This window comes from Chryseobacterium cucumeris (genome assembly GCF_016775705.1).
In the GTDB taxonomy this organism is placed as follows: Bacteria; Bacteroidota; Bacteroidia; order Flavobacteriales; family Weeksellaceae; genus Chryseobacterium; species Chryseobacterium cupriresistens.
The window spans coordinates 279,676-302,771 of record NZ_CP068760.1; the positions used below are offsets into that span (position 1 = coordinate 279,676).

At 36.0% G+C, this 23,096-nt stretch carries 20 protein-coding genes and 1 tRNA gene; 18 read left to right on the forward strand and 3 right to left on the reverse strand.

All coding sequences use genetic code 11. The annotated features are described in order from the left end of the window. Positions 1-4 precede the first annotated feature (4 nt). From JNG87_RS01320 to JNG87_RS01355, 8 genes are all read left to right on the forward strand, one after another. Positions 5-931 carry a homoserine kinase gene (locus tag JNG87_RS01320; protein WP_202841265.1) on the forward strand — a complete coding sequence of 309 codons (927 nt, stop codon included), beginning with the start codon at positions 5-7 and terminating at the stop codon, positions 929-931. Positions 932-946: 15 nt separating this feature from the next. Further along, positions 947-2,251, forward strand: a complete 1,305-nt coding sequence (thrC, locus tag JNG87_RS01325; protein ID WP_202841266.1) for a threonine synthase — start codon at positions 947-949, stop codon at positions 2,249-2,251. A 3-nt stretch (positions 2,252-2,254) separates the two neighbouring features. Next, positions 2,255-2,623 carry a dihydroneopterin aldolase gene (folB, locus tag JNG87_RS01330; protein WP_110008073.1) on the forward strand — a complete coding sequence of 123 codons (369 nt, stop codon included), beginning with the start codon at positions 2,255-2,257 and terminating at the stop codon, positions 2,621-2,623. Positions 2,624-2,657: 34 nt separating this feature from the next. Then, entirely contained in the window at positions 2,658-4,022 is a 1,365-nt protein-coding gene (locus JNG87_RS01335) for a DUF4403 family protein (RefSeq protein WP_202841268.1), read from the forward strand. A 42-nt stretch (positions 4,023-4,064) separates the two neighbouring features. Then, a complete protein-coding gene (locus JNG87_RS01340; protein ID WP_202841270.1) occupies positions 4,065-4,574 on the forward strand; it encodes an RDD family protein in 510 nt (169 codons plus the stop codon). 58 nt (positions 4,575-4,632) lie between these two features. Beyond that, positions 4,633-4,703: transfer RNA gene (locus JNG87_RS01345), tRNA-Cys, on the forward strand. Positions 4,704-4,792: 89 nt separating this feature from the next. Next, complete coding sequence (locus JNG87_RS21760; RefSeq protein ID WP_202841272.1) at positions 4,793-5,236, forward strand: CPBP family intramembrane glutamic endopeptidase; 444 nt, start codon at positions 4,793-4,795, stop codon at positions 5,234-5,236. 545 nt (positions 5,237-5,781) lie between these two features. Continuing rightward, complete coding sequence (locus JNG87_RS01355; RefSeq protein ID WP_202841274.1) at positions 5,782-6,009, forward strand: glutathione synthase; 228 nt, start codon at positions 5,782-5,784, stop codon at positions 6,007-6,009. Between the two features lie 653 nt (positions 6,010-6,662). Here the strand turns inward: JNG87_RS01355 and JNG87_RS01360 are convergent. Then, positions 6,663-7,103: a hypothetical protein gene (locus JNG87_RS01360; protein ID WP_110008077.1), complete on the reverse strand. Its 441-nt coding sequence runs from the start codon at positions 7,101-7,103 to the stop codon at positions 6,663-6,665. Positions 7,104-7,345: 242 nt separating this feature from the next. On the opposite strand from JNG87_RS01360, the gene JNG87_RS01365 reads away from it, so the two are divergent. The 8 genes from JNG87_RS01365 to JNG87_RS01400 all read left to right on the forward strand — a co-directional run bounded on the left by JNG87_RS01365 (position 7,346) and on the right by JNG87_RS01400 (position 16,636). Next, positions 7,346-7,894, forward strand: coding sequence for a glycine zipper domain-containing protein (locus tag JNG87_RS01365; protein ID WP_110008078.1), 549 nt, complete (start codon positions 7,346-7,348; stop codon positions 7,892-7,894). A 55-nt stretch (positions 7,895-7,949) separates the two neighbouring features. Then, positions 7,950-9,584 (forward strand): LIC_10190 family membrane protein, encoded by a 1,635-nt coding sequence (locus tag JNG87_RS01370; protein WP_238349648.1) that lies wholly within the window; start codon positions 7,950-7,952, stop codon positions 9,582-9,584. Positions 9,585-9,634: 50 nt separating this feature from the next. Then, positions 9,635-10,705, forward strand: coding sequence for a chorismate synthase (gene aroC / locus JNG87_RS01375; RefSeq protein WP_202841276.1), 1,071 nt, complete (start codon positions 9,635-9,637; stop codon positions 10,703-10,705). A 17-nt stretch (positions 10,706-10,722) separates the two neighbouring features. Then, positions 10,723-11,286, forward strand: coding sequence for a thioredoxin family protein (locus JNG87_RS01380; protein ID WP_062676249.1), 564 nt, complete (start codon positions 10,723-10,725; stop codon positions 11,284-11,286). Positions 11,287-11,295: 9 nt separating this feature from the next. Further along, positions 11,296-11,835 carry a TlpA family protein disulfide reductase gene (locus tag JNG87_RS01385; RefSeq protein ID WP_202841278.1) on the forward strand — a complete coding sequence of 180 codons (540 nt, stop codon included), beginning with the start codon at positions 11,296-11,298 and terminating at the stop codon, positions 11,833-11,835. A gap of 82 nt (positions 11,836-11,917) precedes the next feature. Continuing rightward, positions 11,918-12,259, forward strand: coding sequence for a YkvA family protein (locus tag JNG87_RS01390; RefSeq protein WP_202841280.1), 342 nt, complete (start codon positions 11,918-11,920; stop codon positions 12,257-12,259). 121 nt (positions 12,260-12,380) lie between these two features. Further along, a complete protein-coding gene (gene pyrF / locus JNG87_RS01395; RefSeq protein ID WP_202841282.1) occupies positions 12,381-13,760 on the forward strand; it encodes an orotidine-5'-phosphate decarboxylase in 1,380 nt (459 codons plus the stop codon). 53 nt (positions 13,761-13,813) lie between these two features. Next, positions 13,814-16,636: an aminopeptidase gene (locus JNG87_RS01400; RefSeq protein WP_238349649.1), complete on the forward strand. Its 2,823-nt coding sequence runs from the start codon at positions 13,814-13,816 to the stop codon at positions 16,634-16,636. A gap of 59 nt (positions 16,637-16,695) precedes the next feature. On the opposite strand, the gene JNG87_RS01405 is transcribed toward JNG87_RS01400, so the two are convergent. Together JNG87_RS01405 and JNG87_RS01410 are read right to left on the reverse strand one after the other, a co-directional pair. Beyond that, a complete protein-coding gene (locus JNG87_RS01405; RefSeq protein WP_202841283.1) occupies positions 16,696-17,505 on the reverse strand; it encodes a T9SS type A sorting domain-containing protein in 810 nt (269 codons plus the stop codon). Positions 17,506-17,659: 154 nt separating this feature from the next. Further along, the gene (locus JNG87_RS01410) at positions 17,660-18,529 is read right to left on the reverse strand and encodes a T9SS type A sorting domain-containing protein (protein WP_202841284.1); all 870 of its coding nucleotides are present in this window, start codon (positions 18,527-18,529) and stop codon (positions 17,660-17,662) included. 153 nt (positions 18,530-18,682) lie between these two features. Here JNG87_RS01410 and JNG87_RS01415 point away from each other — a divergent pair, with 153 nt between their 5' ends. Continuing rightward, positions 18,683-21,910, forward strand: coding sequence for a hypothetical protein (locus JNG87_RS01415; RefSeq protein ID WP_202841285.1), 3,228 nt, complete (start codon positions 18,683-18,685; stop codon positions 21,908-21,910). 144 nt (positions 21,911-22,054) lie between these two features. Next, positions 22,055-23,050 (forward strand): tRNA dihydrouridine synthase DusB, encoded by a 996-nt coding sequence (dusB, locus tag JNG87_RS01420; RefSeq protein ID WP_110008089.1) that lies wholly within the window; start codon positions 22,055-22,057, stop codon positions 23,048-23,050. Positions 23,051-23,096: the final 46 nt, after the last annotated feature.

Here is a 23,096-nt window from a genome sequence, read left to right on the forward strand (position 1 = left end):
AAATATGAAAAAAGTAAAATTAAAAGTACCTGCCACTGTTGCCAACCTGGTTTGCGGATTCGATATTTTAGGAATGGCAGTTCATGATCCTTATGATGAAATGGAATTCAGATTATTGGAAACTCCTGATATTATTATACAACATACAGACTCTTTCGGGCTGCCTGAAGAACCGTCCAAAAATGTTGCAGGCATCGTCTTGTTGAAAATTCAGGAACATTTTAATCTGAAAAATGGTTTTGAAGTGATTATTCATAAACATATAAAGCCTGGAAGCGGGCTCGGCTCCAGTGCGGCAAGTGCCGCCGGAGCCGCCTTCGGAGCCAATATATTATTAGGAAACAAATTGTCAAAAGAAGAAATGGTTCATTTTGCCATGTTTGGAGAAGAACTGGCTTCGGGAGTACGCCATGCAGACAATATCGCGCCATGCATCTATGGTGGGATTACACTGGTAAAATCTACTGATCCGATTGATATTATTCCGCTGAACAGCCCGGATTTGTTTGTAACAGCAGTACATCCGCAGGTAGAAGTTAAAACTTCGGATGCCAGACAGATTTTAAAGAAAAACATCAGTTTGAAAAGCGCTGTGGAGCAATGGGGAAATATCGCAGGGCTGGTAGCTGGAATTGAGAAAAATGATTTCCCGTTAATTGGAAGAAGTCTTAACGACGTCATTATAGAACCTGTCCGCAGTATTCTGATTCCGAAGTTTGACGAAATCAAAGAAAAAAGCTTACAGATAGGAGCTTTGGGAGGAGGAATTTCCGGTTCAGGACCATCTATTTTTATGTTATCTGAACAAAAAGAAACTGCAGAAAAAATTGCTCACATGATGGAGTTAGTGTATAATGAAATTGAAATAGAAAGTTTTGTCTATGTTTCAAAAATAAATCCGACAGGAATTCAGATCGTTGAAGAAAATTAATCTTAAAAAACAGAAATGAAATATTATAATCTAAAAGACCATCTGGAAAAAATTGATTTCAGAGAAGCAACAATAAAAGGGCAGGGAAAAGAAAAAGGATTGTTTTTTCCGGAAAACATTCCGCAATTTGACCAGGAATTTATTCAAAATCTTCATCAGTATTCCAATGAAGAAATTGCGTACCAGTGTATGAAAGATTTTGTGGGTGATGAAATTCCTTCTGAAATCTTAAAGGAAATTGTTGCTGAAACAGTCAGTTTTGATATTCCTTTGGTTAAGATCAATGAACAAATCTCTATATTGGAATTATTTCATGGTCCCACCCTGGCTTTTAAAGATATCGGAGCCAGATTCATGAGCCGCTGCCTTTCCTATTTTTTGAAAGACCGGAATAAAAAAGTCACTGTTCTGGTGGCAACTTCAGGAGATACGGGAGGAGCTGTTGCCCATGGATTTTATAAAATTCCGCAAATTAATGTAGTCATTCTGTATCCTAAAAACAGAGTCAGTCCTGTGCAGGAAAAACAATTGACCGCATTAGGCGAAAATATTTCAGCGCTGGAAGTCAATGGAAGTTTTGATGATTGTCAGAATCTTGTTAAACAGGCTTTTTCAGATGAAGAAATCAATAGTCAGTTATTTTTGACCTCTGCCAATTCTATCAACGTTGCAAGATGGCTTCCTCAGCAGATTTATTATTTAATCGCTTTAAAACAATGGATACAGGAGCATAAGGAACAACCTGTAATCTGTGTACCCAGCGGAAATTTCGGAAATATCTGTGCCGGGCTTCTGGCTCATGTCAGAGGTTTGCCTGTCAGCCATTTTATTGCCGCCTGTAATGCCAACCAGGTAGTTCCTGATTATTTTAAAACTCAGAATTACCAGCCACAAAAAGCCATTACCACTCTATCCAATGCTATGGATGTGGGAAACCCAAGTAATTTTGTAAGAATTCTGGAGCTTTTTGGGAATCAGTTTGAATTGGTAAAAAATAAAATTTCAGCTTATTCCATTGATGATGAGCAAACGATGAATACTATCTCGGAAGTTTATGAGAAATACGGATATGTTCTGGAGCCTCACAGCGCTGTTGCATTAGCCGCAATGGAACAATATCTGCAAGAAAATCCTGAACAGAAAGGATTTATTCTGGGGACTGCACATCCTGTAAAATTCCCTGATGCGGTGGAAAAAGCCATTCATACGCAGATTGAAATTCCTGAACCTTTGAAAGAACTTATGGAAAAGGATAAAAAAACTGTAGAAATAAATTCAGATTTTGAAGAATTAAGACGATTTTTGCTTCATAAAATCTAAGCAATGAGCAAAATATATCTTGAAGATGTAAGAATATATGCCTACCACGGTGTACTTCCCGAAGAAAATATCATCGGTACCTATTATATTCTGAACGTAGAACTTCATACCGATCTGTGGAAAGCTGCAGAATCTGATGATTTGCATGACACAATAAGCTATGCAGACATCAATGATATTCTTCATGGTGAGATGAAAATAAAATCCAGATTACTGGAACATGTTGCCGGGAGAATGATTACAAAAATTCACAACAGCTTTCCACAGATTGATTATATTAAATTAAAAATCACCAAAACAGCTCCTCCAATGCAGGGAGAAATGAAAGGCGCCAGCATTGAGCTTGAAAAAAGCTTTAAGCCGGAAAATTAAAATTCATATTTTCGTTGATAAAAAAACATTCAAATTGAAATTCGTTACAATATTATTTTTAGCAGCAGGAATCAGCGTTTTTGGCCAGACCACCGTTGATAATCAGCTGGCAGCCTATAACTTTCCGAAGATAAAATCCAGTATTACAATGCCTGTGACCATTCCTCTTTCGGAGCTTAGCAATATGATCAATGCTTCCGTGAAAGATCTTGTTTATCAGGATGATTCTTATACAGACAATAACAATGACCAGTTCAAGGTAAAAGTATGGAAAACAAGACCTATCCGCCTTGTAGGTGGAACCAGCCAGAATCTGCTGATTGAAGTTCCTTTAAAAATATGGGCAGAAAAAGGAATTGGTACATTGGGAGTTTATACCTATCAGAATACAACCTTCGAAACGGTAATGTCTTTCAATACCACTGTTACTTTTAAAAATAACTGGACCATTACTACGAATACCCGTCCGAACGGTTTCAGATGGGTTACAAAACCTGTTCTGGACTACGGAAGAATCCAGATTCCTATTACTTCCATTGTTGAAAAAAGCCTAAAAGAACAACAGGAAAAATTCTGTAAGACAATTGATCAGCAAATGGCTGCACAGTTGAATTTCCAACAATATGCCTTAATGGCCTGGAATACTTTTCTGCAGCCCTTCAATATTTCTGAGGAATATAATACCTGGCTGAAAGTAAGTCCGGTGGGAGTTAATATCACTCCTTTGAAGTTCTATGGAAATCAGATCAACGCTACTCTTGGTGTTGATATCTTTTCGGAAACTTTCACAGGAAATAAACCTGCAGCTTCTTCACCGGTGACCAGCGTTGCCAATTTTAATACAACACCGGCAGTTGCAGATCGATTTATTTTGCAGACCACTGCTAATATTCCTTTTACTGAGGCAAGTAGTATGGCAAGAAAAACTTTCCTGAATAAGGAGTTTGATGTGCGTGATTCTAAAGTAAAAGTAACCGACATCAGAGTGTACGGTGTTGATGACAGAGTCGTTATTGAAGCGCAGACTGATGGCTATATAAAAGGGACTTCCATTATTTCAGGGATCCCGGTATATGACGAAACGAAAAGGAAAATTGTTTTGTCACAAACCAAATTCAAGCTGAAAACGACCAATATTCTGCAGAAAACGGCTTCCCTTCTGTTCCAGGGAAAAATTGTAAAAATGATTGAGGAAGAATATGGTATCCCCACTCAGGAGCTGGAGGAAACTTCAAGGAAAAGTATTGAAGAAGCTTTTAATAAAGAGTATTATAAAGGATTAAAAATGAACGGAAGAGTTTTCAATCTTAAGCCCAGTAAAATTCTACTTAGCAGTACAGGAATTACCGCCGTTATTGATACAAATGCTTCGTTAAAATTGATTGTGAACGGATTCTAAAATTTTAAACTCAAAAACTAAACCAAAAACTAACAACCGACCATGAGAAAATATTTACTAGTTGTAGATCGAAACAAAGCTGAAAAGCTGACCAGATTTGCTAATTTTTTTATTGACAGACTTGTCATCTCAGTTTTTTTTCTTGCTTTGGGCTTTACTGCTTCCTTACTGTATAACCTAGCCAATATTGACTTTCTGATCAAGATTATTTATAAGATGTCAGAAATCAATAGGTTTCTTGATATACTGATAACCTCTCTTATCTACTTTATGTACACTTTTCTGATAGAATATTTTACCAAAGGAAGATCGATCGGCAAGTATATTACCGGAACAAAAGTCATTTGTATTGATGGAACAGAACCTACTTTCAATGATTATTTGGTTCGCAATATTTCGAGAATTGTTCCTTTTGATACATTTTCCTTCTTAGGTGAAAATGGCTGGCATTATAAATGGAGTGAAACAAGAGTAATAAACATCAAAAATTATCAGGCTGAAATTCAAGCAAAAAGCGAAATTGAGGATCTTGGAAAGAAAGAAATTGCTTAAAAACTTTTGTTCATAAAGAAATTTTACTATATTTGCACACCTCAAAAATGGTAAAAATGGTACTTTGGCCGAGCGGCTAGGCAGTGGTCTGCAACACCATCTACAGCGGTTCGAATCCGCTAGGTACCTCAGAAAAAACCTCTAAGTTATTTAGAGGTTTTTTTGTTTTTATATTTTTACGATTTTTAAATATTCCATTTTTTTTCAACAATATTATTATGAAAAAGTTGATCACTTTCTTTCTGATTTCTTTTGTCTTAGCAGTTTTAAACGGATATTTTTTTAATTATATTAATGACACCTACTTACATTTTGATGTCAATTACAATAAGTCTCAAAATATCTCAAAAAATGAATTAAACTTTATTGCGCTATTCGTTGCACCTTTTATTGAAACTTTTATATTTCAGTATCTCCCCTACCTGATTTTAAGCAAATGGATAAAGCTCAATAATAAAGCATTTTGCATCATCATTATGAGTATTATTTTTGCATCAATGCATTATTATAACTGGCTCTATATTGTGATGACATTTTTTGGAGGCATGATTTTAAATAACCTTTATATTTATTACCACAAGCAAATTCCTAACTACAGTTTTATTCTAACAGTACTCTTCCACATGTTGTTCAATCTTTATGGGTTTTTGTTTATCATGTAACTTTTCTTTATTTAAAAAACAAGCTCTTCCTGATCAAAGAAGAGCTTGGTAAATAATGCAAAAAGTAATGATGGATAAAAAATTATCTTTTTCAAAGATAAAGGGATACATCAACCTGAGTTTATGAGCAGCGTCATATCAGATCAAAAAAAATCCCCGGAAATTCCGAGGATAAAAACTAATAACCATGAAAACTCAAATTAAACATGAGTTACATTTCTATATTGAAAAATCGTGCCAAGAATAACAATTTTGAGAAAAAAAGTTAATTTCTTACTGCAGCACCATTTTAATCAATTCAGCATTTTAAACCGATTTTACTGATACTTTAAAAACCACTTCATAATTACTTCTAATAATTTCAGATAAATATAACGGTCTGGCAAAAGTATTAAAAAAAAAGTAATTTACATTTTAATAAAATAAAATTTACATTCATGACATAAAAAAAATTAAAATAACTTAATCGGCCATAAAAATATTTTTTGTCACAAATTGGCATACTTTATTCTTTATATAAACCAACCCAGTAAAATTTAAATGTCATGTCACAAAAAAATTTTAATAAAGAAGATTTCACAAAAATCAAAGATGGGGAATATCAGTTGGAGTATACAATAAGTGAAATAGGTGAAGGGGCAGATCTTATCGTGGAAAGAATGACAGAAAATGGAAACTATGAAATGATTCAGCCTCAGTTACGAAAATCAAATGACAAAATATCAATCATTTGGGACAGTCCGTTCGACGGTAGAATTCTATTTGATGCATAAGGGCAATTCAGACATGTTCATCATATAGAAAAAGCCCCCAGAAATGGAGGCCTCAAAAAACACAAATGATGAAAAAAAATTTTATATCAGAGATAAAAATTATTTTATCTATTAATTCTTAGTCAAAGATATACCACTCTTTTTTTTTATTTTATGATTATACTCATAAAATTTTTAATTCTTTTAAGTAGGAATTTTTCCGAGCCTTTCAAATATTTCTCAAAAAGAGACAATAATTAAAATCTGTAATACTCTGTTTTCTTATAACTGGGAGAACAGCATTTCTTTAGATGAAAATGCATCATAAAAATATCATGTTTTGCACAATTATCATATTCGCTAAGTCATATAAAGCATAAAAAGAAACGGCCTCCGCAAGGAGGCCTAAAAAACACAAATGATGAAAAAAATCTATTTAGAAAAATCCAAACAGAATATTGTGGAATCATTCAAAAATGGTCATTATATTGTTACATTTTCTAAGCAGAAAACACTATACAATACTGGAACAGAAGAATGAATACTTTCTATAAGAATCAAACTGCATCTGAAGATCAATTAAACACCAAAACAGGGTGAAATTATTTAGTAAACTAAAAGATCTTCATCTGTGGAACGGGTAAATTTAGTTAAATATTTATTTGCTCACAAGACTATTCCTCCCAAATGATTGGAATATACACTGTAACATATCCATCAGCATCTACATGGGCATCAGAAACCGTTGCAACGACAGTTCCATAACCTACCCAGCCTCCCTGGCCCTGCGTAGCAGAAAAATTATAGGTTCCTGCAGGAAGGCCATCATAATATTGTGGAACAGATTGAAATCCGCCACCGTAATAGGTATCATACACTTCTCCTGTAGCTATATTCTCAGCAAGAAAACTTCCTACATCATAATTTCCAGAAAGAATTTTGGTTCCGTTTTTTGAGAGAAGACCGTACCGGATCTTATAGGTCTGAGTTTTTGGCGTTTCACCGGTTATTCCTGAACTACCTTTATAGGGCTGGGCTATTTCTCTGGAGGAAAACGATGTGGCAACAGTAAGCAATGTAATCACTGCTGATACTGTAAAGATTGATTTTTTCATATTAAAACGAATTTGGTATTCAAAAATACTCAACTTATATGAATTTAATAAAAACTATTAATGAAATAAAATTTACAAATATTCCTGAAACCCTGCATTAACAATATAAAATTCATCATTATTCAAAATCATTTTCCTTTTAACTATTAATTTTAACACTCGTTAACTAAAATTTGGCTCTATAATTGAAAATACAACTAAAATTAAAAGTCAATTGACTTTATTGTATTAAAATTTGAATTATGAGAAAGATAGTATTAGCAGGTTTTTTATCCGTCTTTTTAATGACGGCCTGCAAGAAAGATGACCGTGTTGCAGAAAAGTCGCTGGAAGCACAGAAACTTGAGTTTCAGGCCAGACAACTTGAAATAGAAAAACAAAAACTGGCTATTGAAAAAGAAAAAATGGTGTACGAAGCCCAGAAAAAAGCAGACAGTATATCAGAAAGCAAAAAATCAAGAGCTGCTGCTGAAAATAATTCAAAACCACAGGTGATCAGAGAAACACGAACAGTATATAGAGACAGAAGCTCAAACTCTGGTTCAGGCAGCAACGGAAGCTATGCAGATAACGGAAGTGGTACTTCACAGGGAACCACACAGAAAAAAGGATGGAGTAAGGCTGCCAAAGGAACTGTTATTGGTACCGTAGGTGGAGCAGCTGTCGGAGCGATAGTGGCTAAGAAAAACAGAGGCCTTGGTGCTGTCATAGGTGGTGTTGTAGGAGGTGCTACAGGATATACTATTGGTAGATCACAGGATAGAAAAGACGGACGAGTACAACCACGTTAATAAATATTTTAATGATAAAATACAAAGATTGCTTACTTTTAAGCAATCTTTTTTTATGATACTGATTCTGTTTTCATCCATTTTCATGATTCCTGTCCTGATGGGCTGGGGAAAGATCATGGAAAATATATGGGGAGTTCTGTTTCAGGGAATTTCAGGGAAAATTTTATCCGGAATCCTGGGATTAAGTCTGATATGGACAGTTATCTCATTTTTCACTCCCTTGAATATCAATATAGAAATACCTTCCATATTCTCAGGGTTATTCTTTTTCTTTAAAAACAAACTTTATCAGAATTTCTATAAGCTTACAAAAAAAGATTTTAAAGTATTAAGTGTAAGTTCTCTGGTTATTATATTCGCAGGTTCTTTTTATCCTTATATATTGGATCATTTCGGATATTATATTCCTACGTTGAAATGGCTCACAGAATATGGTCTGGTAAAGGGAATTTCTAATGTAGATCTCACCTTAGGGCAAATGTCTGTCTGGCATACCTTTCAGGCTGGGTTCTCTAATTTCTCTGACCCTTTCTTAAGAATCAATACGGTGCTGCTTATCATCTACAGTATGTATAGTATTGAAAAGAAAAACTGGATACATCTATGTTTCCTACCGGTATTACTGCTGTTTTCACAGTCTCCAAGCCCTGATCTTCCTGTTATTATTTTTTCATTGATTATTTTAAATGAGATCATGACAGGGAACAGAAATTCCACTTTCCTTTTTACATTTTCAGTATTTGTTTTTGCCATAAAACCAACCATGATATGGCTGCCTGTATTGACATTCCTAAGTTCAGTTTTTATTTTTAAAACCCATTTCAGATCCTTCTTTTCAGGAATAATCATTTTACTGCTTTTCTTCATTAAAAATATCTGGACATTTGGATACCCCGTTTTTCCGATAGCAATAGGCGATATAGGAGTAGCCTGGAAGCCTGATCCGGAGGTTTTAAAAATCTCCTCACAATTTGCCATTATGAAAACGTATGATATGCAGTACACGTATGAGGAAATCCAGAAATTTTCAACTGCAGATTATATCAGAAACTGGTTTTCTCTGGAAGGAATCAAATCCAAAATCAACATTCTTTTTGTTTTGAGCTTAGTCATTTTCACTGTCTTTACCTTAGTAAAAAAGAAAAAGCTCACCACCCTGATCTGTCTTTCATTATTGATAAAGAGTATATTAGTTCTTGCTTTTTCAGCCCAGTACAGATTTTTCACAGATGTCTTTTTCGTGATATTCTTTGTTATTTTCCATGAATATTTTGATCAGAAAAAAGCTGTTATTGTTTTCTCAATTTTAAGCGTATTTTTTATTTCCATTTTATCTTTCCCGGAATTTATCCACAGATATCTTCCAAGTTTCAGAGCCGGAAACTTCATGAGAGGATTTGAAAAAGAACAGATATACAAGCCTGCAACGTATGAATATCAGCAGTTTCATACATTTAAGGTAGGAAATTTTAAATTTAATATGGTTCACCATTATCCTTATAGTTTTGACACACCGCTTCCGGCCATCACTCCGGCTTATTTTTTCGATAACGTGAAGGCGGGTATTTTTCCACAGCTCTCGGATAAAAATGATATCAAAAAAGGATTTATCTGGAAAAAGATGACCTCAGAAGAAAAAGAGGAAGTCCAAAAGGTTATCAATACTATCAAAAACAATGATAAATAGAACAAATCCAGAAACTTTATTATCTGAAGAAAAAAAGGTAATTTTGTATCATGTTCAACACATTAGGTAATCTTCTTAGTCTTACAACATTTGGAGAAAGTCACGGAGTGGCTTATGGCGGTATCATTAATAATTTTCCGGCAGGTTTAACGGTAGATCTCGATAAAGTTCAGTATGAACTGAACCGAAGAAAACCTGGCCAGTCGGCAATCGTTACACAAAGAAAGGAAAGCGACACGGTAAAGTTTCTTTCAGGAATCTTTGATGGCAAAACAACAGGTACGCCCATCGGTTTTATCATTGAAAACGAAAATCAGAAATCGAAAGATTATGATCACATTGCTGGCGCATATCGTCCAAGCCATGCTGATTTTACTTATGACCAGAAATTTGGTTTCAGGGATCATCGTGGTGGCGGAAAATCTTCTGCAAGAGAAACAATGAATTGGGTAGTGGCAGGAGCCCTTGCCAAACAACTTTTACCCAACATTGAGATCAATGCTTACGTTTCTTCCGTAGGTGATATTTTCTGTGAAAAGCCTTATCAGGCTTTAGACTTCTCCCAAACAGAGAGCAATGATGTTCGTTGTCCGGATACTGAGACGGCAGAAAAGATGATTGCAAAAATCAAGGAGATCAAAAAAGAAGGAAACACAATCGGAGGAACCATCACCTGTGTGATTAAAAATGTTCCTGTAGGAATAGGTGAACCCATATTTTCAAAGCTTCAGGCTGAACTGGCAAAAGCAATGCTGAACATCAATGCCTGCAAAGGATTTGAATATGGAAGTGGTTTCTGTGGTGCTAAAATGACAGGAAAAGAACATAATGATGCCTTCAATACGGATTTCACCACAAAGTCTAACCTTTCCGGAGGTATTCAGGGTGGAATTTCCAACGGAATGGATATCTATTTCCGTGTGGCTTTCAAACCTGTAGCTACTATTCTGAGACCTCAGGACAGTATTGATAAAGACGGAAATCCAGTCATTGTAGAAGGAAAAGGACGTCACGATCCTTGTGTCGTTCCAAGAGCAGTTCCTGTAGTGGAAAGTCTCGCTGCATTTGTACTGGCAGACCTGTTTTTGATCAACAAAACAAGAAACATCAATAATTTTTAACATAAATATTTTTGGTAATGAAAAATTACTGGGATAAAGGAATTTCGTTTGAAGAATATCTTCAGATTGCAAAAGAAAGATTAGAAAATCCTGCCAACCAACAGGAGGCTGACTATAAACAATATTACGAGCTGGGTCTTCAGAGAATGGACAGAACGGTAAAAAAGTACGTTCCGGATGAAGATCAGCTGAAAGAACTGGCTGCCAAAAACTTTGACGGAAAGATTTTAATCATTTCTGAAGCATGGTGCGGAGATGCTAGTGCAACAGTACCTGCTCTTTTCAGATTTTTTGAAGGACACAATGAAGTAAGAGTTTTCCTGAGAGACAGTGATAAAAGTTTAATCAACCAATTTTTAACGAACGGTACAGAATCCATTCCGAAAGTACTTATCCTTGACAAAGACCTGAATGTGAAAAATTCATGGGGTCCACGTCCTAAATATGGTTATGAACTTCTGATGAAATATAAAGCCGATCCTGAAGCCTATCCAAAAGATACTTTCTATAATGATCTGCAGATTTATTATGCCAAAAACAGAGGAAAAGATGCTGTTCAGGAAATTTTGGACCTTCTATAAACAATAGATATGAAAAAAAGTATCATTTATATTGTAATCATAGCAATCATTGGCGTTGTTGCATTTGTACCGGGAATAAAAAATTTCCTTAAGGATACTTTTTTTCCGGTAGCCACTATTGAAAATGCTGTTCACATCAGTGAAGAGGATTATGATATAGAACTTAAAGGCATTAATGCACCAAGCACCAATCTTAAGAATTTTAAAGATAAAGGGGTTTTTCTGAACTTCTGGGGAACATGGTGCCCGCCTTGCAGAAAAGAATGGCCTTCTATTCAGAAACTTTATGATACGAGAAAGGATCATGTTGATTTTGTTTTAATTGCCATGAATGATAAAGAAGAGGATGTAAGGAAGTTTTTGAAAGAAAACAACTATACTGTTCCGGTATATATTGCTCAAAGTCCTATTTCCGAAAAAATTCTTCCAAAGGTATTTCCTACCACTTTCCTGCTGGACAAACACGGAAGAATCCTTATTAAAGAGGATGCTACAAAAGACTGGAACACAGAGACTGTGCATCAGTTTATTGACAATATTATCAAATAATATTTTAACTAAATTTTATAATTTGTTGGTACAGGATTTGCGAATTTTATAGCGTTGAAAAATTTATTAATCCAAACACAAAATGAAATATTCAAAATTAAATCTTGCAAAAGAAGCCATCAATCATAAGGGCTTTATCAAAAAGATCCCTGATATTTTCAGAATGGTCAAAATGTGGAGAAAAGGAATTTATCCAATTAAATCCATAGACATTATTCTTCCTTTACTTGGAATTTTATATGTACTCTCTCCTATTGACCTCCTTCCTGAATTTGTAATACCGGTTCTTGGAGTTATGGACGACCTGGCAGTATTGTCACTTACCATTCCTAAGCTCATCAAAGAGGTTGACAAGTTTTTATTGTGGGAAGCCCAGCAGAAATATAGCGGCACCCAAATCATTGATGCTGAAATCGTAAAATAATAGTTTATTATATTTTTAACACCATCCCGGTCAATCCGGGATGGTTTTTTATTGACAAATGGGCGATAAATTTTTAAGCCTTATTTCAATTCCTTAAATTTGCAATATCTAATAAAAAATAATGGAAAGTAAAAAAGAATTCTTCTTAGAGTGTTACAAACTAGGCATCATCAAATTCGGCAGGTTTACCCTGAAAAGCGGTATTGAAAGTCCTTTTTATGTAGACCTGAGACCTTTGGCTTCAGATCCTAAAATTTTAAAAAATCTTGCTAATTATTTATTGGAAATGCTTCCGTTAGATAATTTTGATTTAATCTGTGGAGTTCCTTATGCTGCTCTTCCTATGGCTACAGCAATGTCTCTGGAAAGCTATATTCCATTAATTATTAAAAGAAAAGAAGCAAAAAGCTACGGTACCAAGAAGCTGATTGAGGGAATTTACCAGAAGGGGCAAAACTGCCTTTTGGTAGAGGATGTGATCACTTCAGGAAAATCTTTGCTGGAAACTATTCCTGAAATAGAACAGGAAGATCTTAAAGTTTCAGACATTGTGGTGGTACTTGACAGAGAGCAGGGAGGAAAACAATTATTGGAAAGCAAAGGATACAGAGTGCACACCCTTTTCAACATTTCGGAAGTATGCAATATTCTTCAGGAAACTGGTGAATTGTCTGATGAAGAAGTAAAAAGAATCCAAGACTTCCTTCAAGGGAACCATATTCAGTTTGAAGAGGAAATAAGATCTTCTTATGAACAAAAACTTCAGGTAACACAGCATTCCGTTTCAAAAAAATTACTGGAAACAGCTTTGGCAAAAAAATCAAACCTTATTGCCTCTGCAGATGTTACTACAACTCAGGAGCTGTTGGAGCTTGCTGAAAAAGTAGGTCCGCATATTATTGCTTTAAAAACGCATATCGATATTATTTCTGATTTTGAATACGAAAAAACAATTACTCCTTTAAAAGCTATTGCTGCAAAACACCAGTTTCTACTGATGGAAGACAGAAAATTTGCTGATATCGGAAATACACAGGAACTTCAGTTCACAAGCGGAGTTTTCAAAATTACAGATTGGGCAGATTTCGTAACTTCTCAGGTAATCGGAGGTTTTGAATCATTAGACTGTTTCAAAAATGTAGGAGTGGTAGCCATTGTTGGAATGTCTTCCAAAGGAGCTTTAACAACTGCAAGCTATCGTGAGGAAGCTTTAAAAGTGGCTTTATCTCATCCTAATGTAATTGGTGGTGTATCTCAGAATAAAATTCCTGAGGATCTGCTATTGTTTACTCCTGGGGTAAACCTTGCGGATTCAGGAGATGGTAAAGGGCAGCAGTACAACACACCGGAACATGTTTTCAAAACACTGCACACAGATTTTATCATCGTAGGAAGAGGAATCTACAAATCCAATGATCCTGAAGCATCTGCCATCACTTATAAAACAGAAGGATGGAATGCTTATATTAATTCTTTGGAAAAAAAAGCAATTCAAGGTTAAAATGCTATAAAGTATATACAAAATAAGTTATATTTGAGCTTTATCACGAATATTTGAAAAAGATCAGCATTTGCCTTATTTTGTTATGGGGAGTTGTACAGGTTTCTGCACAGACAGACAGTATATACATTGAAACAAAACTGTCTCCTGACAAAAAAAACCTTGAGGTCCGCCAGGAAATTGTTTATTATAATCAATCCGGGAAAGACCTGCAGACCGTAAAACTCCTGAATTGGGTTGCCGCGTACAATAAACGGGGAACTTCTTTAGTCTACAGAAAACTGGAAGACCGGAATAATGATTTGCATTTTGCAAAAAATGACCAATTGGGAAAACTTCTGGAACTGAACATTAAAAATTCTGAAAATGAAGTCCTTCCTGTCAATACCTTCTCAGATGAAAATCTTTTTATTCCTCTGAAAAATGTATTAAAACCCGGCGAAAGCGTCACTCTACAGTTGCAATACAGGATGCAGCTTCCCGATAAAACTTTTACGGGATACGGAACATCCGTTCAGAATACTGTATTAAAATATTTCTTTATTGTTCCGGATCATTTTGATCCGGACAATATTTCCAGAAGAAATTATCACGATATTGAGGAACAGGTAAGCTTTAATACTTTCTGGACCGTCAATTTTGATATCCCTGTGAACAGTTTTGTTGAAGGTAACCTTCCTCAGGTTCAGATGAACTCATTTAAGGGTTATCTCGATTCAGATCCTGAGTTTTTAATTTCTCCGACAGCATTTCAATCCATAAAAACCAATGTTGACGGAGAGGAAATCGAAATCAAATTTGGATATAATCTGAAGCCGGACGAAAAACAAAATCTGGAGTTTTATCTTCCTTTACAATTAAAATTCATTAAAGAACGCATCGGGTATCTTCCGAAAAGTATTTTTATCTCAGATAAATTCAGAGCCAAAGAAGACTTTTTCGGGAACAATGATATTACTTTCTGGAAATTCAGATTCCGTCTGTTTACCGAGACCGAAAAAACCGATATGGATTATTTCGGGATCATTGCCAAGAAAATTCTTGACGAAGGCGTTATTGCAGATAAAGAAAAAGACCACTGGTTTAAAAATGGTTTAAAGTCTTATCTTGAAATTCAGTACCTCAAAAAATTCTACGCTGATACGAAACTTTTAGGGACACTTCCGGAGACCAGAATCTTTGGACTTAAACCATTAAAGTTATTCCACGCCTCCAAAGTAAAACTTCTGGACCGCTACGGACTTTCCTATCAGTATATTATGCTGCAGAACCTTGATCAGAAAATTGATGAACATTTCCCTGTTCTGAGTAATTTCAATGATATGGCCATCAGCAGCTTTGAAACAGGAAGCCTTTTCAACTACTCGGCAGACAAAATGGGATATGAACAATTCGATGGTATTCTAAAAAATTATATTGCTCAGAATTCCGGAAAAAAAATTAATCCTGAAGAATTTTTGTCGTCTCTTTCTGAAAACAATAAATCGACAGCCTACCTTTCCAAATTTTTCAAACAAAAGAACAGGGTTGATTTTAAATTGAAAAACATTAGAAAAGATAATGACTCCCTGCAAATAAAAATTGTAAGAAATACAGATATTTCTATTCCTGTAAAGCTGGAAACAGAAACCAGAGAAGGAGAAAAGAAAGCGTATTGGATAGACACGGAGGAAAATGAACGTACCACCAGCCTGTCGCTTCCTGCATCAGAGAATATTTACAAAACCACCTTAAACAGTGGCTATATTTTCCCTGAATCCAATTACAGAGACAACTTCCTGTATGCGAAAGGTTTATTTTCCAATGCAAAAAAAATTAAACTTAAACTAATAAAAGACATTCCAAACCCGGAATACAATGAAATTTACATCAGCCCAAGGGTGCGTTTCAACAATACGTATGATAAATTTCTTCTGGGAGCCAATTTTAAAAATCAATCTTTCTTTGACCAGAAATTCCTGTATTCGGTGACTCCAACCTATAGTACCGGAACAGGGAAACTTACCGGTTCGGGAGCTGTCTCCTACTCTATTCTGCCTGCAGAAAGCATTATCAGAAGTCTTACATTCGGGGTTTCGGGCTCTTATTTTCATTATGATTATGATCTTGCCTACAGAAAGACTTCTATATCTTCTTCTATTAACTTCAGAAAAAACCCGAGAAGTACCGTTAGCAGAAGTCTTGGCATATCCTATAATTATTTTGAAAGGGATCTGAGTCCTAAGATGATTGCCAATAATGATTACAGTAAATATAACCTCTGGAGTATCGGATATGGCTATAGCGACAGCCAGATGATTCATGAAAAAAGCTTCAGCCTGAGCACCCAGGGAATGGAAGATTTCAATAAAATAACGGCTGAAGGCTTTTACAGATGGGAATTCGCTCCCAAACAAAAGCTGAGCTTACGTTTATTTGCCGGGTATTTCTTAAGAAACAACACCAGAAATAACCTCTTCGACTACGGGATTTCCAGGGTTTCCAACTATTCATTCTCTTATACGCTTTTGGGAGAAAGTGCCAGCAGCGGGCTTCTTTCCCAGCAATTTATATTAGCTGATGGTGGTTTTAAATCCTTTCTTCCGGGAACAGTGAATCAATGGATTACGTCTGCCAACGTGGATTCAAGTGTATGGAAAATATTCCACGTATATGCAGATGCCGGAGTGTATAAAAACAAAGATCTTCCTGCCAAATTCATATGGGACACCGGGGTTAAAGTAAGAATCATCCCCGATTTTCTGGAAGTGTATTTCCCGATACAGTCGTCTTTAGGATTTGAACCTTCATTCAAAGATTATGGGAAGCGTATCAGATACACTTTAATTCTTAATCTCGGATCAATTATTAATGCAGCGAGAAGAGGTTGGTATTAAGATTCTGAAAAATAAAAAATAAGGACAACCTATTATCGGTTGTCCTCTCTTATTTAAAACTAATCTTTTATTATTTTCTGTGAGATCGGAATATTGTTAATGGTTCCCGTCACAATATAAGTTCCTTTTGGAAGCTCTGCAATATCAAGAGTTGAGGCCAGCTTAGTAGGTGATTTTTTAACGACCTGTCTGAATGTATCATAAACTTTCACATCTTTCACCTCAGTTCCGAACACTACTTTACTGTCTTTTATAAATGGATTCTGTACAAAGCCTGACTTCACGCTGCCTTCTAGGGAAAAGTCTGCCATATTATCATTACTTCCTACTAAATTTCTTCTGATAGCCGTGGTTGTAGTGGGAGATGGAGCCGGCCCGTCTCCTTTAAACTGATCTGCATTGGATCCGTACCCTACAAAATCCAGGACATTGGATGCAGAAGGTCCTGTGACCTGCACTATATTTCCCGCTAATGCAACTTTTCCTGATACGTTGGAAATTTTTAATCCGGAAGATTTATTGGGAGTCCCATCAAAATTTACGATTGTTGTTGCAATAAAATCCGGTGTTGGCAGATTTTCGACACCACCTTCAATCGCTGATTCCTGAATCAAATAGGTTTCTTCAGGTCCTAATGTCAAATCCGGAAGCGTATGATATTCTGTAAAAGCTCCTATCGCCGGAGCATATTGAATACTTGCTCCCGTCAAAGAAACCAAAGTAGTTCCGATATTTTTAAGGACGATATAATTATTCTTTAATACAGCTCCTGAATTGGCATTCCCGCCATAGATCTCATTGATCACAATCTGAGCATTTGAAAAAGAAGTTAATAATGTAAGTCCAGCAAGAGTAAAGATTTTTTTCATCGTATTAATTTTAGAAATGGATTGATCATAAAACATCAAAAATAATACCACCAAATTATGAAATATATAAGATACAAAAAGCTAAACATCAGGAAATAATCACAAAAACAGCCGCTTCATTGAAGCAGCTGTTTATATTTTTATTTAAAAGGGATTAGTCTTTAAGAACTTTCTGAGAAACCGGCTGGTTGTTTACTGTACCTGTAACGATATAGTTTCCTTTTGCCAATTCAGCAACGCTTACCGTTTCATTTTGTCTTACAGAAACTTCTTTTACAAGCTGTCCGAAGCTATTGAAGATCTTCACATCTTTTACATCAGATCCGAAAACAATTTCATTATTTTTAACGAAAGAGTTCTTTACAAAGTTTCCTGCCTTTATGTTTTTAGAATCGATAACAGCTAAAGTGGCGCTAGATGCAGTAACAGTTAAAGAAATATCATCTATTCTCCAATTGGCAGTACCCAAAGATGGAGTTCCTGTACCAGGGCTGTCACTTCCATAGATTCTTAGTGTAACCGGAGCTGATTCTGCACCTACTAAATTACTCCCTGAAAAAGTAATATTATTCAAGGTCCATGTACTGTTATTGTTAACGTTTACAGTTCCTATCGCTGTTGCATAATTATCGATGCTTGAATATACTGTAATCTTTCCGGGACCTGTAGATGTCCCTCTCGACCCGAAATTTAGAGAATTCAAAGTTACTTTGTTACCCGCAACAGGAGTAACAGTAACACTAAAATAGGTGCTTGTTGCAGTTGAAAGTGGTTCTTTAAAAGCTGCAGCACCAAAATTACTGGATCCACTTGCTCCTGCATATCCTGTAGATACAGATGTAGCAGTTATTAAATTGGTAGTACCATTATTATTTCCCTGAGTTGCTGCAAATGCCACATTTGAAATAGTAGCATTGGTACCGGAAATAGGATTTACAGAACTACCATCCCAAAGGTAAGTTGTTTGCGCAAAAACCACTGCGCTCAGTGCAACTGTTGCAAAAAGAGAATAAAGTTTTTTCATGATTTATTTTTTGTTGTTAATAATTTTCTTTCTCTAACAAAACTACATTCTAATTTTTTTTCAGGGACAATAAAGAGGTTAAGTTTTTGTTAATAATAGTTCACCTCTTAATGTTAACATTTTTTAATTATTTTTACGAATTATTTTTAAAAGTTGCGGAATTTTGTCATTCTATTCGTTTTGTTCTTCGTAGGCATATTTTCAGGAAATGCTCAGGTATTTTCATGGAAAAATCCCAACGTGCCTGAAGACAGCATAAAAAGGGACAGTATTCTTGCGGCAAAGCTGGAGCAGGACATCTTTGCAAAGGACACTCTGGATTTTATAAGAACGCACAATAAGATCATTATTGATGAAGCCGTACTGGCAAAAAATGATAAAAAGAGATTTTTAGGAGAGCTTAACTCAAAAGGATCTATTATCCGTGGGATTACTTTTGGTAACAACCAGGGGCAGTCTGTACAAAGTTCCATGGATCTTCAGATATCTGGGCGGTTATCCAAAGATGTTACTATTTTAGCAAGTATTTCAGATCATAACCTGCCGATTCAGGCTGATGGTTATACCCAGACTTTGGAGGAGTTTGACAAAATCTATATGCAGCTTAATATCAAGGATAAATCTATCCTCAGAGCAGGGCATCTTGACCTTGTGGAAGCTAAAAATTATTTTGCCAAATACCAGAGGAGAAGTATGGGACTTCAATTCCAGACAGAATTCGGGAAGGAAAACAAGACATTCCTAGATATCTCTGCAGGGGTTGCACGAAGTGAATTCCACAGAATCCGTTTTCAGGGGGTTGAAGGTAACCAGGGACCTTACCGTCTGACAGGTAAGAACGGTGAACAGTTTATTACACTGATCTCCGGTTCTGAACAGGTCTTTATTGATGGAATTTTAATGAAGCGCGGTGAAAACCAGGATTATATCATCAATTACAACACCGGTGAAGTTACCTTTACCAGTTTCCGTCCTATTTTCCAACAGAATTTCATCACGATTTCTTATAACTATGCCAACAGGAATTATTCAAGGTATCTGTTTACAGGAAAGCTTGAGCATCAGAGAGAAAAATTCAAGGTGGGATTCAACTGGTTCATGGAAAATGACAATAAGAACGCACCTCTTTCTTTAAATCTGTCTAAAGAAGATGAGCAGATTCTGGCTGATGCTGGAAATAATCCTGATCTGATGTATGCCCCTTCAGGAGTTGTAACCGAATATGATGTCAATAAAATTTTATACAAACTAAGTCCCGCAGGTAATTTCTATGAATATTCTACGGATTCGAGTTTAACACTTTATCAGGTTTCTTTTACTTATTTCGGAGCTAATCAGGGAGATTATAAAATTGCACAGACCACCAACAACGGGCGTGTTTTTGAATATGTAGGCCCAAATGGCGGAGATTACAGAGCGGTAAGAAAACTTCCTTCTCCTCAGAAATCCCAGGTATACTCTCTGAACTCTGAGTACCTTTTAAATGAGGGAAAAATAGGTGCAGATATTTCTTTGAGTAATTATGATGTCAATTTATTTTCATCAAAAGATTCTGATCAGAATATCGGCTATGCATGGCGTATTTTTGGAAATAAGAGCTTTACAAAAAACACATGGAAAGGAACGCCAAGCTTTGAATATCAATATATAGACAGACAGTTTCATATCCTTGACCGTATCAACGATGTAGAATTCTCCAGAGATTTCAACCTTACCCAGGAATTCAATAAAAAGACCCAAAACAGATTTATCTTCAGTTTCCTGAATAAATGGAATAATAAGTCTACGTTGAATTACCGCATCAATTATCTGGATGAACAGGATTCTTACAAAGGGATTAAAAACGACCTTGACTTTGGCTGGCTAACGGGAAAATTCTTTACTAAAGGTAACTTATCTTATCTGAGCACCAATGCTACTCTTCAGGATACAAAATTCATCCGTGGTGGAGTTTCAACAGAGTTTACCGGTAAAAAAGGAAGCTGGGCCATTGGTGGAAGTATGGAACATAATGAGAAGAAGTACAACGATACCCAGCTTATGGATGTCACGAGTTTCAGCTGGAAAGAAATCTTTTTACAAAAGAAAATCGGTGACAGCACAAGAACCAAATTATTGGCAAAAGTATATATGAGGGATAACGACTCTGTACGTGATAACAGGCTTCAGAATATGAACAATATTCTGGGGATCATGGCTGAAAGTCAGATTATCAAAACCGAAAGAACCAGTTTAAATGCTCTAATTCATTACCGAAAATTCTTCTACGCAGGGGCGGAAGGTGAAGTAACCCGTAATAATGATTTCGTTGTTGGAAACATCTTATACAACCAGCAGCTATTCAGAAACGGGATGCGTCTTCAGGCTTTCTATGAGCTGGGGAACGGGCAGGAAGCACAGAGGGAATTCCAGTACATCAAAGTTACAGACGGACAAGGAGTTTATAAATGGACGGATTATAACGGAGACGGCGTTCAGCAGCTGGACGAATTTGAAATTGCGGAATATTCCGATCTTGCCCAATACATCCGTGTCTATACAAATTCTGTACGCTATATTCCTTCCAATAAAAATAAATTGCAATTGGCTTTGTTTGTCAATCCGGCCATTGTTTTCAATTCTGAGAATGGATTTTTAAAACGTTGGAATTTCAATATTTCATTAAATTCTCAAAACTCATTCTACAAAAAGGAAAAAGTACTTGTGCTGAATCCTTTTGAAAAGAACAGTGACCAGATCCTTAAAAATCAGAATATTCTGGCTTCCGTACAGTTTAATCCAACCGATAAATCAGGCTGGAACGGAAATTACCGTTTCATCACCAATGACAATCTCATCAATGCCAATTTCAGTAATGAAGAACGTGAGCAGACTTCTCATTTCCTGAACATAGGATATTGGTTCAATAAAGAATTCAGAGTGGATTGGGAAAACTCGGTTCATGATATTCAAAACTCTTCACAGTTATTTAAAACAAGAGATTATCGTCTGAATAATTTTGAAACCAAGCCTAAAGCAACTTATAAATTCACCGATGCTATTCAGGCTGAATTATCTTCTGCTTTCCGTCAAAAACAAAGATTGGATGGCGAAGAACTTCTTAAGGCTTTTGATGTTACAGGAACTATCCAGTGGGAGCGAAGAAAAACGTCTATCCGTGGAAACTTCTCATTTATCAATAACGATTTTACAGGAAACAATTTCAGTATCGTAGGAAACCAGATGCTGGATGGGCTTAAACCCGGAAAAAACCAGGTGTGGAGTGTATTTATCCAGCAGGCTATCAACTCATTCATCCAGCTGAATCTTAATTACGAAGGAAGAAATTCCGGCGACCGTACCATTCATATCGGAAGTATGCAGGTAAAAGCAAGCTTCTAACAATGGAAGACTGGAAGTGGGTAGCCAAAACTCTTTCACCATTTTAATACTTTTTTCTACTCTTCAGATTCTAAACAAAGCAATCATTTATGCTGATAGATAATATCATATTTATGAATGTTCAGAATTTCGTAAATTTGCACCATGATAAAAATAGGCAACATAGAACTGCCGGAATTTCCTCTTTTGCTGGCTCCGATGGAAGACGTAAGTGATCCTCCGTTCAGACGTTTGTGTAAAATGCATGGTGCAGATTTAATGTATTCGGAATTTATTTCTTCCGAAGGGTTGATTCGTGACGCTATCAAGAGTCGTAAAAAGCTGGATATTTTCGATTATGAAAGACCCGTTGGGATACAGATTTTTGGTGGTGACGAAGAAGCTATGGCCATGTCTGCAAGAATTGTTGAAACGGTAAATCCGGATCTGGTAGACATTAATTTCGGATGTCCGGTAAAAAAAGTTGTCTGCAAGGGAGCAGGTGCTGGGGTTTTGAAAGATATCGACCTTATGGTACGTCTTACAAAAGCTGTTGTAAGCTCTACCCATCTTCCAGTTACTGTAAAAACCCGTTTAGGATGGGACAGTACCAGCATTAATATTGATGAAGTAGCAGAACGCCTTCAGGAAACAGGAATTAAAGCCCTTACGATACATGCAAGAACCCGTGCTCAAATGTATAAGGGTGAAGCAGACTGGGAACATATTTCAAGAATTAAACAAAATCCAAATATTGAGATCCCGATTTTTGGAAATGGTGATATAGATTCTGCGGAAAAAGCATTAGAATATAAGCAAAAGTATGCCTGTGACGGTATTATGATCGGGCGTGCTGCTATTGGATATCCATGGATTTTTAATGAGATCAAGCATTTCTTTAAAACAGGAGAGCATTTACCTGAGCCAACCATTTCAGACCGTTTACTGGCGGTACGTCAGCACGCAGAATGGAGTGCTGAATGGAAAGGAGAAAGGCTAGGCCTGGTTGAAATGAGACAGCATTACAGCAACTATTTCAGAGGAATTCCTCATTTCAAGGAGTTCAGAAAAAAATTCCTGGAAGTTTTCACTATGGAAGAAATGGACAGCCTGATCAAAGAAACCCAACAGTTCTATGAAGAATATCAGGCACAGCTATAAAATAAAAACCATCAGCAAAACTGATGGTTTTTTTATATTGAGAATC